Source organism: Streptomyces scopuliridis (assembly GCF_042790125.1).
In the GTDB taxonomy this organism is placed as follows: domain Bacteria; phylum Actinomycetota; class Actinomycetes; order Streptomycetales; family Streptomycetaceae; genus Streptomyces; species Streptomyces scopuliridis_A.
The window spans coordinates 31,534-48,163 of record NZ_JBHTZS010000018.1 but is presented as its reverse complement, the minus strand read 5'-3'; the positions used below and the strand labels follow the sequence as shown (position 1 = coordinate 48,163).

Annotated in this window: 12 protein-coding genes; 2 read left to right on the top strand and 10 right to left on the bottom strand. The window is 70.2% G+C overall.

What is annotated here, in order from left to right:
• Positions 1 to 49: 49 nt before the first annotated feature.
• The gene (locus ACFRKB_RS25285; RefSeq protein ID WP_326610248.1) at positions 50 to 1,099 is read right to left on the bottom strand and encodes a 3-isopropylmalate dehydrogenase; all 1,050 of its coding nucleotides are present in this window, start codon (positions 1,097 to 1,099) and stop codon (positions 50 to 52) included.
• A gap of 128 nt (positions 1,100 to 1,227) precedes the next feature.
• On the opposite strand from ACFRKB_RS25285, the gene ACFRKB_RS25280 reads away from it, so the two are divergent.
• Entirely contained in the window at positions 1,228 to 2,805 is a 1,578-nt protein-coding gene (locus ACFRKB_RS25280; RefSeq protein ID WP_383108705.1) for a purple acid phosphatase family protein, read from the top strand.
• Between the two features lie 86 nt (positions 2,806 to 2,891).
• Here ACFRKB_RS25280 and ACFRKB_RS25275 read toward each other — a convergent pair whose 3' ends face one another.
• From ACFRKB_RS25275 to ACFRKB_RS25260, 4 genes are all read right to left on the bottom strand, one after another.
• Positions 2,892 to 3,023 (bottom strand): hypothetical protein, encoded by a 132-nt coding sequence (locus ACFRKB_RS25275; protein WP_106979167.1) that lies wholly within the window; start codon positions 3,021 to 3,023, stop codon positions 2,892 to 2,894.
• Positions 3,024 to 3,295: 272 nt separating this feature from the next.
• On the bottom strand, positions 3,296 to 3,856 hold the full coding sequence (locus ACFRKB_RS25270) for a GNAT family N-acetyltransferase (RefSeq protein ID WP_383108704.1): 561 nt from the start codon (positions 3,854 to 3,856) through the stop codon (positions 3,296 to 3,298).
• Positions 3,857 to 3,964: 108 nt separating this feature from the next.
• Positions 3,965 to 5,596 carry an L-glutamate gamma-semialdehyde dehydrogenase gene (gene pruA / locus ACFRKB_RS25265; protein WP_365976309.1) on the bottom strand — a complete coding sequence of 544 codons (1,632 nt, stop codon included), beginning with the start codon at positions 5,594 to 5,596 and terminating at the stop codon, positions 3,965 to 3,967.
• 57 nt (positions 5,597 to 5,653) lie between these two features.
• Positions 5,654 to 6,580, bottom strand: a complete 927-nt coding sequence (locus tag ACFRKB_RS25260; RefSeq protein ID WP_383108703.1) for a proline dehydrogenase family protein — start codon at positions 6,578 to 6,580, stop codon at positions 5,654 to 5,656.
• 190 nt (positions 6,581 to 6,770) lie between these two features.
• Here ACFRKB_RS25260 and ACFRKB_RS25255 point away from each other — a divergent pair, with 190 nt between their 5' ends.
• Positions 6,771 to 7,985 carry a PucR family transcriptional regulator gene (locus ACFRKB_RS25255; protein WP_383108702.1) on the top strand — a complete coding sequence of 405 codons (1,215 nt, stop codon included), beginning with the start codon at positions 6,771 to 6,773 and terminating at the stop codon, positions 7,983 to 7,985.
• Between the two features lie 25 nt (positions 7,986 to 8,010).
• Here ACFRKB_RS25255 and serA read toward each other — a convergent pair whose 3' ends face one another.
• The 5 genes from serA to ACFRKB_RS25230 form a co-directional block, all read right to left on the bottom strand.
• On the bottom strand, positions 8,011 to 9,603 hold the full coding sequence (serA, locus tag ACFRKB_RS25250) for a phosphoglycerate dehydrogenase (RefSeq protein ID WP_365976163.1): 1,593 nt from the start codon (positions 9,601 to 9,603) through the stop codon (positions 8,011 to 8,013).
• A gap of 240 nt (positions 9,604 to 9,843) precedes the next feature.
• On the bottom strand, positions 9,844 to 10,845 hold the full coding sequence (gene ilvC, locus ACFRKB_RS25245; protein WP_365976164.1) for a ketol-acid reductoisomerase: 1,002 nt from the start codon (positions 10,843 to 10,845) through the stop codon (positions 9,844 to 9,846).
• A gap of 178 nt (positions 10,846 to 11,023) precedes the next feature.
• Positions 11,024 to 11,548: an acetolactate synthase small subunit gene (gene ilvN, locus ACFRKB_RS25240; RefSeq protein WP_030351817.1), complete on the bottom strand. Its 525-nt coding sequence runs from the start codon at positions 11,546 to 11,548 to the stop codon at positions 11,024 to 11,026.
• 44 nt (positions 11,549 to 11,592) lie between these two features.
• Entirely contained in the window at positions 11,593 to 13,443 is a 1,851-nt protein-coding gene (locus ACFRKB_RS25235) for an acetolactate synthase large subunit (RefSeq protein ID WP_383108701.1), read from the bottom strand.
• A 237-nt stretch (positions 13,444 to 13,680) separates the two neighbouring features.
• A complete protein-coding gene (locus tag ACFRKB_RS25230; protein WP_383108699.1) occupies positions 13,681 to 16,548 on the bottom strand; it encodes a putative bifunctional diguanylate cyclase/phosphodiesterase in 2,868 nt (955 codons plus the stop codon).
• Between the last annotated feature and the right edge of the window lie 82 nt (positions 16,549 to 16,630).

Here is a 16,630-nt window from a genome sequence, read left to right as displayed (position 1 = left end):
GAACAGCCGCCGGGCTCCGAAGACCCGGCGGCTGTGAGGAGTCGACGGGTCAGCTCGCTACGCGTACGGCGAGCGCGTCACCGATCTGGTCGGTCGTACGCGCGGTGGCCGCCGTACCGTCGCGCCCGGCGAGATCGGCCGCGACGGCCTCCTCGACCCGGACGGCCTCGGCGTCGAACCCGAGGTGTCGCAGCAGCAGGGCGACGGAGAGGATCGTGGCCGTGGGGTCGGCCTTCCCCTGGCCCGCGATGTCCGGCGCCGACCCGTGGACCGGCTCGAACATGGACGGGAACGTACGGTCCGGGTTGATGTTCGCGGACGCGGCCAGGCCGATTCCGCCGGTCACGGCGGCGGCCAGGTCGGTGAGGATGTCACCGAAGAGGTTGTCGGTGACGATCACGTCGAAGCGGTCGGGCTGGGTGACGAAGAAGATCGTCGCGGCGTCGACATGCAGATAGTCGGTGGCGACGTCGGGGTACTCCTGGCCCACGCGGTCGAAGATGTTCTTCCACATGTGGCCGGCGTAGACGAGGACGTTGTTCTTGTGGACCAGCGTCAGCTTCTTGCGCGGACGGGAGTTGGCGCGCTCGTACGCGTCACGGACGACCCGCTCCACGCCGTACGCCGTATTGAGGCTCACTTCGGTGGCCACCTCGGCGGGCGTACCCGTGCGCAGCGAACCTCCGTTGCCGGTGTACGGACCCTCGGTGCCCTCGCGGACGACGACGAAGTCGATGTCCGGGCGGCCCGCCAGCGGGGTGGCCGTGTTGGGGAAGAGCTTCGACGGCCGCAGGTTCACATAGTGGTCGAAGGCGAAGCGCAGCTTGAGCAGCAGCCCGCGCTCCAGGACGCCGGACGGTACGGTCGGGTCGCCGATCGCGCCGAGCAGGATCGCGTCATGCCCCTTGAGGGCTTCCAGCTCCGCGTCCGGGAGGGTCTCCCCGGTGCGGTGCCAGCGGCTCGCGCCGAGGTCGTACTCCTTGGTCTCCAGCTTCACATCCTGGGGAAGGACGGCGCTCAGGACCTTCAGGCCCTGGGCCACGACCTCCTGGCCGATGCCGTCACCGGGGATCACTGCGAGATTGAGGCTGCGAGACATGGGGGCACCCTACCCCCCGTCCCAGTGCATGACATCGCGTGTCCATTCTGTGGACACATTGCGAATCAGTCGTCGACAGGACGCCCGGGATACATTCATGTGACACCCACCGGTGTCACGGTCGGCACATGGAAACTCCCCGCGTCGGGATTCCCGACCATCTCGCCTCCCGTATGACCATGCCGGAGCAGCACGCGTATCTGCGCGAGAAGATCGGCCGACGCGGCCTGTTGCGGGCGGGCACGCTCGCCGCCGGGACGGTGGCGGGCGCCGGTCTGCTCGGCTCCAGCTCCGCCACCGCGGGCGCCACCACGGCCGCCGCCCCCGCCTTCCTGCCGTCGTCGGCCGCCGCCCGCGTCGACGGGTCGCTGGTGGCCCCGTTCGGCCGCCATCTGGCCTTCGGGGCCGACCCGAAGACCATGATGTCGGTCTCCTGGCAGGTGCCGTTCGCGGTCAGGAACCCCTACGTCCGGGTCGGTCTGAAGCCCTGGGACCTGAGCCGGCGGATCAAGGCGGAGGTGCGCTCGCTGCACACCCCCTCGCTGTCGGCCAAGCTGCCCGCGGTGGACCAGTACTACCTGCATGTCTCGCTGGAGCGGCTGCGCCCCGGGACCACGTACTACTACGGCGTGGGGCACGACGGCTTCGACCCGGCCGACGCGCGCAACCTGGGCACGGTCTCCACCTTCCGCACCGCTCCCGCGCGCGCCGAGTCATTCGTCTTCACCGCCTTCGGCGACCAGGGCGTCTCGTACGACGCCCTCGCCAACGACCAGGTGATCCTGGGCCAGAACCCGGCCTTCCATCTGCACGCGGGGGACATCTGCTACGCGGACAGCAGCGGCCAGGGGCTGCCCGCGGACACCTATGACGCGCGGGTCTGGGACCAGTTCCTGGCGCAGACCGAGTCGGTGGCCTCGCGGGTGCCGTGGATGGTGACCACCGGCAACCACGACATGGAGGCGTGGTACTCCCCCGACGGCTACGGCGGCCAGAACGCGCGCTGGTCCCTGCCGGGCGGCGGGCTCGATCCGGTGAAGTCGCCGGGCGTCTACTCGTTCACGTACGGCAATGTCGGGGTGGTCGCCCTCGACGCGAACGATGTCTCCCACGAGATCCGCGCCAACACCGGCTACACCGACGGCGCCCAGACCCGCTGGCTGGACCGGCGGCTCGGTGAGCTGCGCGCGCACCGGGACATCGACTTCATCGTGGTGTTCTTCCACCACTGCGCCTTCTCGACCACGAACGCGCACGCCTCGGACGGCGGGGTGCGCGAGGCATGGGTGCCGCTCTTCGACAAGCACCGCGTCGATCTGGTCGTCAACGGCCACAACCATGTGTACGAGCGGACCGACGCGCTGCGCGCCGGCGGTGTCACGCGCCGGGTGCCGGTCGGCGAGTCGGTCAGTTCGGTGCGCGACGGCATCGTGTACGTCACGGCGGGCGGCGCGGGCAAGGCGCTGTACGACTTCCCGGTGCCGGACAGTTACGAGGGCCATGTCGCCGATGTCGAGAGCGTGCCCTCGTACCACTGGGAGCGGGGCGGCACGAAGGCCACCGAGACCGTGGAGTGGTCGCGCGTGCGCTACACCGGGTTCTCTTTCCTCGCCGTCGAGGTGACGACGGGGCACCGCCCGGCGCTCAAGGTCTCCGCGCTCGCCGAGAGCGGCGAGCGCGTGGACCACTTCACGATCACGCGCTGACGTCCGCGCCGCCGGTCGGTCGGTGGCCGGCGCGGATTCGCTGACCCGCGTCGGTGGCCGGCGCGGATTCGCTGACCCGCGCGGGTTCAGTGACCGGTCGAGCCGCCGTTGTCCCTGCGGTCGAGAGCGCGCTGCAGGGCGGCGGCGGCGTTCTTGCGGTCGGATTCGCTGGTACGGGGGGTGTGACGGACACGGCGGCGGACAGTCGTCTCGGCCATGGTGATCGACTCCTTGAGATAGCTGAGCCACGCGGCGTGGCGGCGTGGCGCACTGCCGGGAGGGGCACGGCCGGAAGGGGCGGGGGCATACGCGGCAGGGGTTGCCTGCGTGGGGGCGCGTGCCATCGACCGCCATTCGCTCGATGGAGCGAGACGTTCGGCTCATTCCAAGCTAAGCGAGGATCACCGCTCTGTCTCCACGATTACTCGGACTTCCTACTATCTGAGACGGTGATCACTCCGACCTGCGGAAATCCCCCGCCGGACAGGCCCTACAGCACATCACCGTCGCGCCAGTCGAAGATCAGCGCTCCGCCGCCATCGGGCGACGCGGATCCGGGCAGGGGCCGCCCCGCCGCCGGACGCAGATACGTGGAGCCCTCCTCGTCCGGCAGCCGTACCACTCCCGCGGGCCCCAGCGCCTCGATCCGGTGCGGCCAGGGCTGCCAGCCGCGCGCCCGGTAGAGCGGCGCCCCGGCGGCCGAGGCGGAGAGCGCCCCGGCGGCGTACGCGCCGTCGATCACCCGCTCCAGCGCCGCCATCACCCGGCCGCCCAGCCCGCGTCTGTGCTGGTCGGGCCGTACGCCCACGGCCTCGACATAGCCGATGCGGTAGGAGCGGCCGTCGTGCAGCACCCGGCGCTGGACCACACTGCCGTGGGCGAGGATCGCGCCGTCCGCGTCCTGCACGAGGGCGTGCACACCGCCGAGCCCGTGGTCCCAGTCCTCGTCGGAGAAGCCGCCCCGGAAGGCGGCGTCCAACAGGGCCCGGATCTCGGTGAGTTCGGCCGGGGAGAGCTCGAAGGTGTGGGCGGTGCGCAGGAATTCCGTCATGGGCGCCACTCTGTCAGGAGACCGGTGCCCACGGGTATGGAGCCGCCCCCGTGCCGGCGAAGGGGGGCGGCCGGTACGGGGGCGGAGTCTGCGGGACGTGACGGACCGTCAGCCCATGTGCGGGTAGCGGTAGTCCGTCGGCGGGACGAGCGTCTCCTTGATGGCGCGGGTCAGCGTCCAGCGCATCAGGTTCTGCGGGGCGCCCGCCTTGTCGTTGGTGCCGGACGCGCGGCCGCCGCCGAAGGGCTGCTGGCCGACGACGGCGCCGGTCGACTTGTCGTTGATGTAGAAGTTGCCCGCCGCGTAGCGCAGCTTCTCCATCGCGTCGGCCGCCGCGGCGCGGTCACCGGCGATGACCGAGCCGGTCAGGGCGTACGCCGAGACGGACTCCATCTGGGCGAGCACCGTCTCGTAGTCGGCGTCGTCGTAGACATGCACCGCGAGGATCGGGCCGAAGTACTCGGTCGTGAAGACCTCGTTCTCCGGGTCCGTACAGACGATGACGGTCGGCCGGACGAAGTAGCCGACGGAGTCGTCGTACGTACCGCCCGCGACGATCGTGCACGTCGGGTCGGCGGCGGCGCGGTCGATGGCGGCCTTGTTCTTGGCGAAGGCGCGCTCGTCGATGACGGCGCCGATGAAGTTCGACAGATCGGTGACATCGCCCATGGCGATCCCGTCGACCTCGGCCGCGAACTCCTCCTTGAACCCGTCGTTCCAGATCGACGCCGGGACATACGCGCGCGAGGAGGCGGAGCACTTCTGGCCCTGGTACTCGAAGGAGCCCCTGGTCAGCGCCGTCTTGAGAACCGCGCGGTCGGCGCTCGGGTGGGCGACGACGAAGTCCTTGCCGCCGGTCTCACCGACGATCCGCGGGTAGGAGCGGTACTTCTCGATATTGCCGCCGACCGTCTTCCACAGGTGCTGGAAGGTCCTGGTCGAACCGGTGAAGTGGATGCCCGCCAGCTCACGGTGGTGCAGGGCCACCTCGGAGACGGCGATGCCGTCGCCCGTCACCAGGTTGATGACGCCCTTGGGCAGGCCGGCCTCCTCCAGCAGCTCCATCAGCAGCACGGCCGCGAGGGTCTGCGTCGGCGACGGCTTCCAGACCACGACATTGCCCATGAGCGCGGGCGCGGTCGGCAGGTTGCCCGCGATCGCCGTGAAGTTGAACGGCGTGATCGCGTAGACGAAGCCTTCGAGCGGCCGGTGGTCGAGCCGGTTCCAGACGCCGGGCGAGTTGGCCGGCGGCTGCTCGGCGAGCAGGTCACGGGCGTACTTGACATTGAAGCGCCAGAAGTCGACCAGCTCACAGGGGGTGTCGATCTCGGCCTGCTGGGCCGTCTTCGACTGGCCGAGCATGGTCGCGGCGGCCAGCGTCTCGCGCCACGGTCCCGCGAGCAGTTCGGCGGCGCGCAGGATGATCGCGGCACGGTCGTCGAAGGACATCGCGCGCCAGCCGGGAGCGGCGGCCAGGGCGGCGTCGATCGCGTCACGGGCGTCCTGCTGGGTGGCACCGGCGAACGTACCGAGCACGGCCCGGTGGTTGTGCGGCTGTACGACGTCGACGCGCTCGCCCCCGCCCATCCGCTTCTCGCCGCCGATCGTCATCGGCAGATCGACGGGGTTCTCGGCCAGCTCCTTGAGCTTGACCTCAAGACGGGCCAGCTCCGGGGAGCCCGGGGCGTAGCCGTGCACCGGCTCGTTGACCGGCGCGGGAACCTGGGTCACAGCGTCCATGGGTGCCGTGTCTCCTTCATCAGTAGGTCAGGGGCGGTCGGTTTCGGTGCCGGCGGCTCAGCCGCGGCTGACCAGCGAACGCAGGAAGAACGCGAGGTTGGCGGGGCGCTCGGCGAGGCGGCGCATGAAGTATCCGTACCAGTCGGTGCCGTACGCGATGTAGACACGCATCCGGTGTCCCTCGGCGGCCAGCCGGTCCTGCTCGGCTTCCCGGATGCCGTACAGCATCTGGAACTCGTACTCATCGAGCTTACGTCCGGCGCGGAGGGCGAGGTGCTGGGTGATCGCGATGAGGCGGGGGTCGTGGGAGCCGATCATCGGGTAGCCGGGGCCCTTCATCAGGATCTTGAGGCAGCGGACATACGCCCGGTCGACCTCCCTCTTGTCCTGGTACGCCACGGACGCGGGCTCCTTGTAGGCGCCCTTGACGAGCCGTACGCGCGAGCCGGCCTCGGCGAGCGCCCGGCAGTCCTCCTCGGTGCGGAAGAGGTACGACTGGACGACCGCGCCGGTCTGCGGGAAGCGCTCGCGCAGCTCGGCGTGGATGGCGAGCGTCGAGTCGACGGTGGTGTGGTCCTCCATGTCGAGGGTGACCGTGGTGCCGATCTCCGCGGCGGCCTCGACGACGGCGGTGACGTTCTTCAGCGCGAGGTCGTGTCCGCCGGGCAGCGCCTGCCCGAAGGAGGAGAGCTTGACCGACATCTCGGCGCGGACACCCAGCTCCAGCGGGGCGAGGGCTTCGATCAGCCGCAGATACGCGTCCCGGGCGGCCAGCGCCTCGGTCGGGTCGGTGATGTCCTCGCCGAGGACGTCGAGGGTGACCTCCAGGCCACGGCCGGCCATGCTCTCGACCACCGGGACCGTCTCCTCGACCGACTCACCGGCGATGAAACGGTTCACCACGGGCTTGGTGACCGGCGCGGCCGAGACGACACGGCGCATTCTGTCGCTCCGCGACGCGGCAAGGATCACGGGACCCAGCACGGGGCACCTCCACGGTGAGATCGAGAGAGCCGCGACCGAACATCCGCGAAACAGAAGCGATCAGTTCGGTACGGCGAGGAGAACCACTGTGAAACCTAAAGATCGGCCCGACCCTCTGCCATCGACAGCTGTCACGCATCCGTGGCCCGGATCTCAGACATCTGTCTGAAAGCAGTGGGAGAATGTCCGAGTGAAGGACGATTACCAGGAGCTGGTCGACGAGATCTCGGCGCTGCTCGGTGTCCCCGCGACGCTGGAGAACCGGGACTTCGGACTGATCGCCTTCGGCGCGCACGACAGCGAGGACGACACGGCGATGGACCCGGTCAGGACGCGCTCGATCCTGACCAGGAAGTCCACCCCGGCGGTCCGCGCCTGGTTCGAGGGCTTCGGCATCACGCGCGCGACGGAACCGGTCCGGATCCCCGCCGCCCCGGACGCGGGCGTCTTCCGCGGCCGGATCTGTCTGCCCGTACGGCACCGGGGCACGGTGCTCGGCTATGTCTGGCTGCTCGACGACTCCGATCCGGGACCGAGCGCCTCCCGGCTCGCGGCGGCCATGGAGGTGACCTCACGGATCGGCGATCTGCTCGCCGACGAGGTGCGGGCGGGCGCGGATCTGGCCCGCGAGCTGCGCGCCGTGCTGACGGCGGAGCCGGGCTGGCAGCGGGACATGGCGCTGGCGGCGCTGCGCGCGGCGCTGGGGCCGAGCGCGGACGGATCGCATGTGGTGCTGTGTGTGGCGCCCTGGCGCGGTGAGGAACCACGGGTACGGGCGGTGCCGGGGACGGCGGCGCTGTGTGTACTGCCGTACGGTGCGATCCCGAAGACCCGGCCGGCGACCGTTCCGGAGAGCGGGCGTCCGAACGGCTCGACCACGGGCCCGGTGAACGGCGCGGGCGGGGCGGACACCCTGGCCCTGCTCGTACGGCTCCGCTCACCGGACGCGCTCGCGCCCGTCCTCGCGGCCGTCGCCCGGCTGCGCGAGGACGCGGTCCCGGGGGCCGCCGCCGGCTCCTCTGCGCCGCGCCGCGGCCTGGCCGAGCTGCCCGCGGCCTGGCACGAGGCGGTGTCGGCGGCCCGCGCGTCGGTCGCCCAGCCCCGGCTCGGACCGGTGGCGCGGTGGACGTCGATCGGCCCGTACCGTCTGCTGACCGCGCTCCCCACCGAGCCCGACCCCGTGATCCGGCCGCTGCTCGACCCCGTACACGCCGAACTGGCCCACACCGCCGAGGTGTTCCTCGACCATGCGGGCCAGGCGGGGCGTACGGCCTCGGCTCTCGGCATCCACCGCCAGACGCTCTACTACCGGCTCTCCCGGATCGAGCAGCTGACGGGCCTGGAGCTGGACGACGGCGAGGACCGGCTGCTTCTCCATATGGCCCTGAAGGCGGCCCGGCTCTGACCACCGGGCCGGGCCCGCTGGGGATCTAGTCCGTCAGATCCACCGAGCGCGCCGAGGCCGCGCCGATCTCCTCCGAGATCTCCGCCAGCACGGCCGGCGGTACGTTGTCGTCGACGGTGAGCACGACCAGCGCCTCGCCGCCCTCCTCCGCCCGCGAGACCTGCATCCCCGCGATATTGAGCCCGGCCTCGCCGAGGATCCGGCCGACCGTGCCGACCACACCGGGGCGGTCCTCGTAGCGCAGCACGATCATGTGCTCGGCCAGCGCCAGCTCCACGTCGTACTCACCGATCCCGACGATCTTCTGGAGGTGCTTGGGCCCGGCCAGCGTGCCCGAGACCGAGACCTCCTCGCCACCGGAGAGCGTGCCGCGCACGGTCACCACATTGCGGTGGTTCGGGGACTCGCTGGAGGTGGTCAGCCGGACCTCGACGCCACGCTCCTGCGCGAACAGCGGGGCGTTGACATACGACACGGTCTCGGCGACGACATCCTCGAACACGCCCTTGAGCGCGGAGAGTTCGAGCACCTTCACATCGTGCTGGGTGATCTCGCCGTACACCTCGACATCGAGCCTGACCGCGACCTCGCCCGCGAGGGCGGTGAAGATCCGGCCGAGCTTCTCGGCGAGCGGCAGCCCCGGGCGTACGTCCTCGGCGATGACCCCGCCCTGGACGTTGACCGCGTCCGGCACCAGCTCGCCCGCGAGCGCGAGCCGTACGGACCTGGCGACCGCGATGCCCGCCTTCTCCTGCGCCTCGTCGGTGGACGCGCCGAGGTGCGGGGTGCAGACGACCTGGTCGAACTGGAACAGCGGGGAGTCCGTGCACGGCTCCTTGGAGTACACGTCCAGACCGGCGCCGGCGACCCGGCCCTCCTTGAGCGCGGAGGCCAGCGCCTCCTCGTCCACGATCCCGCCGCGCGCGGCGTTGACGATCCGCACCGTCGGCTTGACCTTGTGCAGCGCCTCGTCGCCGATCAGCCCCAGCGTCTCGGGGGTCTTCGGCAGGTGCACGGTGATGAAGTCCGACACCTCCAGCAGCTCGTCGAGCGTCAGCAGCTTGACGCCCATCTGCGCGGCGCGGGCCGGCTGCACATAGGGGTCGTACGCGACGATCTTCATGCCGAAGGCGGACATACGCTGGGCGACCAGCACACCGATGCGGCCGAGGCCGACGACGCCGAGCGTCTTCTCGCTCAGCTCGACGCCCGTGTACTTGGACCGCTTCCACTCGCCGTTCTTGAGGGCGGTGTTCGCCTGCGGGATATGGCGCGCGGTGGCGACCAGCAGACCGCAGGCCAGCTCGGCGGCGGTGACGATGTTCGAGGTCGGTGCGTTGACGACCATCACGCCGGCCTTGGTGGCGGCGGAGACATCCACGTTGTCGAGGCCGACGCCCGCGCGGGCGACCACCCTCAGCTTGCCCGCGGCGGCGATGGCCTCCGCGTCGACCTTGGTCGCGGAGCGGACCAGGATCGCGTCCACGTCGGCGATGGCGGGCAGCAGCTCCGCGCGGTCGGCGCCGTTGCAGTGCCGGATCTCGAAGTCCGGACCGAGCGCGTCGACGGTGGCGGGCGAAAGCTCTTCAGCGATGAGTACGACAGGTTTCGAGCTCACGTGAGTCCTCACAAGTCCCATAGCGGACGGCCGTCCCGACGGCCGCATGCGGTGGAGGGTTCTGGCCGCGTGGAAGACGCACGACGCTGTGGGCCTGACGCGTATGTGTTGTGCAGTGTAGTGCTGTCACCGGGCCGTTTTCCGCCCCGGCGGCAGGATCACCCGTACGTGCGGTCCCGCGTCGGCGTTCCGTCCGGACGGCCCCGGCTCATCCCTGGCCGGGGCCGTCCGCGCGCGGTGTTACGCGTCCTCGTTGTCGACCCAGCTCATGAGCTTGCGCAGCTCCGCGCCGGTGGTCGCGAGCAGGCTGTCGCTGTCGGCCTTCTTGTACTCGTTGTACTTCTTCAGACCGCCGTGGTACTCCTCCATCCAGTTCTTGGCGAAGGTGCCGTCCTGGATCTCGGCCAGGATCTTCTTCATCTCGACCTTGGTCTGGTCGGTGATGACGCGCGGGCCGCTGACGTAGTCGCCCCACTCGGCGGTCTCGGAGACCGACCAGCGCATCTTCTCCAGGCCGCCCTCGTACATCAGGTCCACGATCAGCTTCAGCTCGTGGAGGCACTCGAAGTACGCGATCTCCGGCTGGTAGCCGGCCTCGGTCAGCGTCTCGAAGCCCGCCTTGACCAGCGCGGCGGTGCCGCCGCAGAGCACGGCCTGCTCACCGAACAGGTCGGTCTCGGTCTCCTCGGTGAAGGTCGTCTTGATGACACCGGCGCGGGTGCCGCCGATGCCCTTCGCGTACGAGAGGGCCAGCGCGAAGGCGCTGCCGGAGAAGTCCTGCTCGACGGCCGCGATGCACGGCACGCCACGGCCTTCCTCGTACTGGCGGCGGACCAGGTGGCCGGGGCCCTTGGGGGCGACCATCGCGACATCGACATTGGCCGGCGGCTTGATGAAGCCGTAGCGGATGTTGAGGCCGTGACCGAAGAACAGCGCGTCGCCGTCCTTCAGGTTGTCCTTGATGGACTCCTCGTAGACCTGGCTCTGGATCGGGTCCGGCACCAGGATCATGATGACGTCGGCCTCGGCGGCGGCCTCGGCGGGCGTCACCACGCGCAGGCCCTGCTCCTCGGCCTTGGTCTTGGACTTGGAGCCCTCGTGCAGACCGACCCGGACATCGACACCCGAGTCACGGAGCGACAGCGCGTGGGCGTGGCCCTGGCTGCCGTAACCGATGACCGCGACCTTGCGGTTCTGGATGATGGACAGGTCGGCGTCGGCGTCGTAGAACAGCTCGGCCACTGGGTCTTCTCCTTGGTGTGCGCTGCTTGGGGTGCAGGCGGCTTCGAAAATGTCGCAGCTCTCGTTCCACCGTACGGCGGGACGGTCGAAGCTGGTCTCCCGGTCTCGCCATACGAACGGAACGGGAGGGGGTGGGCGTACTGACTGGCGGGGAGGGACGGGCGAGGCCGGACAGGGCCTACGCGCTGCGGTCGAGTGCCCGCAGGCTGCGGTCCGTGATGGACCGCGCGCCACGTCCTATGGCGATCGTGCCGGACTGCACCAGCTCCTTGATGCCGTACTGCTCCAGCATCTTCAGCATGGCGTCGAGCTTGTCGCTCGATCCGGTGGCCTCGATCGTGACGGCCTCGGGCGAGACGTCCACGGTCTTGGCGCGGAACAGCTGGACGATCTCGACGATCTGGGAGCGGGTCTCGTTGTCGGCGCGGACCTTCACCAGGACGAGCTCGCGCTGGATCGCGGCGCCGGGCTCGAGTTCGACGATCTTCAGGACGTTCACCAGCTTGTTGAGCTGCTTCGTCACCTGCTCCAGGGGCAGTTCCTCGACATTGACCACGATGGTGATGCGGGAGATGTCGGGGTGCTCGGTGACACCGACGGCGAGCGAGTCGATGTTGAAGCCGCGGCGGGAGAACAGCGCGGCGATCCTGGCGAGGATGCCGGGGGTGTTCTCCACCAGAACGGAGAGCGTGTGCCTGGTCATGTGTCGGTCTCTTCTCTCGGTCTCTCGGGCTCTCGTTCCGCGGCTCAGTCGTCTGCGCTGTCGCCGAAGTCGGGGCGGACGCCCAGAGCGGCCATGACCTCGTCGTTGGAGGTGCCTGCGGCGACCATCGGCCACACCTGGGCGTCCTCGTGGACGATGAAGTCGACCACGACGGGGCGGTCGTTGATGGCGTTGGCCTTGGCGATCACGGCGTCCAGCTCGTCCGGGGACTCGCAGCGCAGCGCGACGCAGCCCATGGCCTCGGAGAGCTTGACGAAGTCCGGGACGCGGGTGCCGCCGTTGGGTCCTTCGGCGGCGTCCTGGCCGGAGTGCAGGACGGTGTTGGAGTAGCGCTGGTTGTAGAAGAGGGTCTGCCACTGGCGGACCATGCCCAGCGCGCCGTTGTTGATGATCGCGACCTTGATCGGGATGTTGTTGAGCGCGCAGGTGGTGAGTTCCTGGTTGGTCATCTGGAAGCAGCCGTCGCCGTCGATCGCCCAGACGGTACGGTCCGGCTGCCCCGCCTTGGCGCCCATGGCGGCCGGCACGGCGTATCCCATGGTCCCGGCGCCGCCGGAGTTCAGCCAGGTGGCGGGCTTCTCGTACTCGATGAAGTGCGCGGCCCACATCTGGTGCTGGCCGACGCCCGCCGCGTAGATCGTGTCCTCGGGGGCGAGCCGGCCGATGCGCTGGATGACCTGTTGCGGCGAGAGGGTGCCGTCCGCGGGCTGGTCGTAGCCGAGGGGGTAGGTCTCGCGCCAGCGGTTGAGGTCCTGCCACCAGGCGGTGTAGTCGCCGACGTGACCGTCGGTGTGCTCGGCCTGCACGGCCTGGACCAGATCGGCCAGGACCTCGCGGGCGTCGCCGACGATCGGCACGTCCGCGGTGCGGTTCTTGCCGATCTCCGCCGGGTCGATATCGGCGTGGACGATCTTGGCGTACGGCGCGAAGCTGTCCAGCTTGCCGGTGACGCGGTCGTCGAAACGGGCTCCGAGGGCGACGATCAGGTCGGCCTTCTGCAGCGCGGTGACGGCGGTGACCGATCCGTGCATGCCCGGCATTCCCACGTGCAGCGGGTGGCTGTCGGGGAACGCGCCCAGCGCCATCAGGGTGGTGGTGACGGGGGCGCCGGTGAGCTCGGCGAGGACCTTCAGCTCGGCGGTGGCGCCGGCCTTGAGGACGCCGCCGCCGACGTACAGCACCGGGCGCCTGGCCTGGGTGATCAGCTTCGCGGCCTCGCGGATCTGCTTGGCGTGCGGCTTGGTCACCGGGCGGTAGCCGGGCAGGTCCTGGGCGGGCGGCCAGCTGAAGGTCGTCTCGGCCTGGAGCGCGTCCTTGGCGATGTCCACCAGGACCGGTCCCGGGCGGCCGGTGGAGGCGATGTGGAAGGCCTCCGCGATGGTGCGCGGGATGTCCTCGGCCTTGGTGACCAGGAAGTTGTGCTTGGTGATCGGCATGGTGATGCCGCAGATGTCCGCCTCCTGGAAGGCGTCCGTCCCGATGGCCTTGCTCGCCACCTGGCCGGTGATCGCGACCAGCGGCACCGAGTCCATGTGCGCGTCGGCGATCGGGGTGACCAGGTTGGTGGCGCCGGGGCCGGAGGTGGCCATGCAGACGCCCACCTTGCCGGTGGCCTGGGCGTAGCCCTCGGCGGCGTGGCCCGCGCCCTGCTCGTGGCGGACGAGGATGTGGCGGACCCGGGTGGAGTCCATCATCGGGTCGTACGCGGGGAGGATGGCGCCGCCGGGGATGCCGAATACCGTGTCGGCGCCCACTTCCTCGAGCGAGCGGATGAGGGACTGCGCGCCCGTGACGTGCTCGACGGAGGCGGTGGACGGTCCGCCGTTACGGGCCCGCGGCTGCGGATGGTGGGCCCCGGTGGCCTGCTCGGTCATCGGCATTCTCTTCTCGATGAGGCTGAGGGTTTTTGCGAGGGTTTGGGGTGTGCCGGTGCAACAAAAAACCCCTCGTGCCGTGAGGCAGGCGAGGGGAGCGCGTCGGTGTTGGTTCGCAGAGCGGTTCGGGCTCTGCTTCAGCCGACGCGCTTTCCAAGTACGAGGATTCGGGTGCGCATGGCACTGACCCTCCCTCCGTCCCGCCATGGCTGTCAAGTGGGTGGGACGGGAGTCTCACTATTTGAGCGGATCGAGGGGCATCGAAGGGTGCGGAATCCGGTCACCCGAGGAGGGCCGGGAAGGCCTGGCAGGCAGTGCGCTTCCGGGCAGTGAGCTTCCTGGCAGTGCGCTTCCGGTCAGTACGGGGAGGGCCGCGCTGCCCGGCAGGGGGTACGTACCCGCCAGCAGGGCACGGCGCAGCCGGTACTCGTCCAGCGGCCCGGAGAAGGCCATTCCCTGGCCGTGCGTACACCCCATGGCGCGCAGCGCGAGTACCTGCTCGGGGACGTCGACCCCGTCGGCCACGGACTGCATGCCCAGATCGCCGGCGATCCGCAGCAGACCCGCCGTGATCTTGTGCAGCCGCGCGGACTCCACGACGCCCTCCACCAGACCGCGGTCCAGTTTCAGTACGTCCACGGGGAGCCTGCGCAGGGCGCTGATCGCGGCGTAACCACTGCCGAAGCCGTCGAGGGCGATCCGTACCCCCAGCCGGCGCAGCGCGACGAGCCGGTGCTCCAGCTCGTCGAGGGAGGCGCGCGGATCGCTGTCGGAGAGCTCGATCGTCAGGGCCCCCGAGGGCAGCCCGTGGCGGGTGAGCAGGGCCTCGATGGAGCCGGGCGGCAGGGACTTGTCGAGCAGCCGGCGGGCCGGGAGCCGTACGGTGACGGGCACAGGATGGCCGATTCTCGCCCGTTCCGCGGCATGGGAGACGGCTTCCTCCAGCAGCCAGCGGCCGAGCTCCGCGGTGCGGTCGCTGTCGTCGCCGACGCGCAGGAACTCCGCGGGGGTGAACAGGATGCCCTGGGCGGAGCGCCAGCGGGCCTGGGCGGCGACGGCGGAGACCCGGCCGGTGGTGAGATGCACCACCGGCTGGTGGAGCAGGGCGAATTCGCCGTCGTGCAGGGCGGTGCGCAGCCGGGTCGCCAGCTCCGTCCTGCGGACGACGTCGGCCTGCATCTGGGGCGCGTACAGCTCGACGCGGTTCTTCCCGGCGGCCTTGGCGCGGTACATGGCGAGGTCCGCGTTGCGCATGAGTTCGGTGGGGGTTATGCCCGGTTCCGCGAAGGCGATACCGATGGAGGCGGCGACCCGGACATCGTTGCCGTCGATGCGGTACGGCTGCGAGAGCCTGAGGCGCAGCCGGTCGGCGATCTCGTGGACCTGGTGCTCCCGGGCGGTCCTGTCGTCGTTTCCGTCGCCGAGGACGATGGCCGCGAACTCGTCGCCGCCGAGCCGGGCCGCGGTGTCCCCGGCCCGTACGGAGTCCTGGAGCCGGTGGGCGGCGAGGATCAGCAGCTCGTCCCCGACCTGGTGGCCCAGCCGGTCGTTGACGCCCTTGAAGCCGTCGAGGTCGATGAAGAGCACGGCCGTGCCCGGATCGGTCGTACGGCGGCCGGAGAGGGCCTGTCGCACGCGCTCGGTGAACAGGGCGCGGTTGGGCAGGTCGGTGAGCGGGTCGTGCTCGGCGTTGTGCTGGAGCTGCGCCTGGAGGCGGACCCGTTCGGTGACGTCCCTGCTGTTGAAGATCAGCCCGCCCTGGTGGCGGTTGACGGTGGACTCCACATTGAGCCAGTCGCCGGTCCCTGATCTGAACCGGCACTCGATGCGGGTCGTGGGCTCCTCGGAGGGGGGCGCGGCCAGGAAGCGCCGTACTTCGTGGACCACCCGGCCGAGGTCGTCGGGGTGGATGATCGAGGCCAGTTCCGCGCCGACGAGATCCTCGGCCTCGCGGCCGTACACGCCCGTGGCGGCGGGGCTGACGTAGCGGAGTATGCCGGAGGGCGCGGCGATCATGATCACATCGCTGGAGCCCTGCACCAGGGACCGGAAGTGGTTCTCCTTCTGGGCCAGTTCATGGGTGAGCGCGATGTTGTCGACGAGCATGATGCCCTGCCGTACGACCAGCGCGAGCACGACCGCGCAGCCGGTGAGCACCACCACCCGGTCGACCCGGCGGCCCTCGATCACGTTGTAGAGAATGCCCAGTGTGCAGACGGCGGCGGCCAGATACGGCGTGAGCGCCGCGAGCGAGCCGGCGATCGGACGGCTGGGGGTACGGGGCTGACGTGGCTGCGGCGGGCTCTCCGGGATACGGCGCATGCCCCACGGCGCGTACGCGAGGAGCAGCGAGCCGGCGAACCAGCCCGCGTCCAGCAACTGTCCCGAGCGATAGGTCTCCCGCAGCAGCGGGGAGGTGAACAGGGCGTCGCACAGCACCGTCAGGGCGAGGGCGGCGATCGCGGTGTTGACGGCGGAGCGGCTGCCCGTGGCCCGCCGGAAGTGCAGCGCGAGCACCATGCTGACCAGCACGATGTCGAGCAGTGGATAGGCGAGGGAGAGCGCCGCCTGGGTCACGCTCTCACCCTGGAAATGCGCCGTCCGCGCGAGGGCGAGGCTCCAGGAGAGGGTGAGCAGTGAGCCGCCGATCAGCCAGGAGTCGAGCGCCAGACAGAGCCAGCCGGCCCTGCTGACCGGGCGCTTGGCGAGCACGAGCAGCCCTACGATGGCGGGTGGCGCGAAGCAGAGGAAGAAGAGATCGGCGAGTGAGGGGCTGGGCACCGGCTCGTCGAGGATGACCTCGTACCAGCCCCAGACGGCGTTCCCTCCGGAGGCCATCGCGGAGGAGAACGAGAACAGCAGCCAGGCGGGCCGGAAGCGGCTGCCCCGGCCGCGTGCGTAGAAGAAGCAGGAGACCGCGGCGATCGCTGCCGCCAGGCTCAGCCCGAAGTCGCCCATGAACAGGGCCAGTTCGGGCGAACCCCAGCCCAGCGCCGCGCCGGCCGCGTAGCCCCCGCAGATCAGGGCGAGCAGGAGCTGCGCGACCAGCCCCGAGCCGCTGCCGGAGACCGTCCGCCTGCCGATGAGCACACCGTCGGCGCTCACCGGAGCACCCCGGGGGGTGTCGCTGTCAACGCCGGGGGAACCTGCTTGTTGACCCTGATGTCCGGGGGTCGCCGCCGTCGTC